Source organism: Streptococcus sp. HMSC061D10, from assembly GCF_001808865.1.
Taxonomy (GTDB): domain Bacteria; phylum Bacillota; class Bacilli; order Lactobacillales; family Streptococcaceae; genus Streptococcus.
The window spans coordinates 33,266-33,725 of record NZ_KV795029.1 but is presented as its reverse complement, the minus strand read 5'-3'; the positions used below and the strand labels follow the sequence as shown (position 1 = coordinate 33,725).

At 45.2% G+C, this 460-nt stretch carries 1 protein-coding gene; it reads right to left on the bottom strand.

Features of this window, described 5'->3' with window-relative positions; translation table 11 throughout:
- The coding region (locus HMPREF2728_RS09500; protein WP_186822204.1) for an SSURE domain-containing protein at window positions 1-460 on the bottom strand (460 nt) is incomplete at both ends.

The window sequence follows — 460 nt, the reverse complement described above, 5'->3', positions numbered from 1 at the left end:
ACCGTTGTCTGACCATGGGGCCTTGTCAGAAGCTTTCAAGATAAGGCGGGTTAACATACCGTCACCAGCAAAGAATTCGTATGGAATGACTTGGTTGACACCTGCTGTGAATGGGCCGGGGAAATTAGCTTTGTCCAAGTATGTAGCTGGAACATCTACTGTGTCTTTAGTATTGTCAGCCACACCTTTTTGGACTTCAGCTGGTGTAGTCAAGCCATTCAAATTGACATCCAAATCCTTAGTCGCTACGAGATTGCTCAAGTCGGCCTTGCCATCTTTAGCACCGTACACTTTGATAGTTGCCTTGTAACTTTGAGTGCCGTTTTGTTTCAAGAAATCAAGAAGCTTTTTATCAGATTTTCCTTGAGTGCCGGCCAAATCCACTTCATAGAAGTAGAGGCCTTTGCCCAATTTCTCTACTGGTGGAAGGGCGGGATTTTTAGCTGAACCGTTGTCTGAC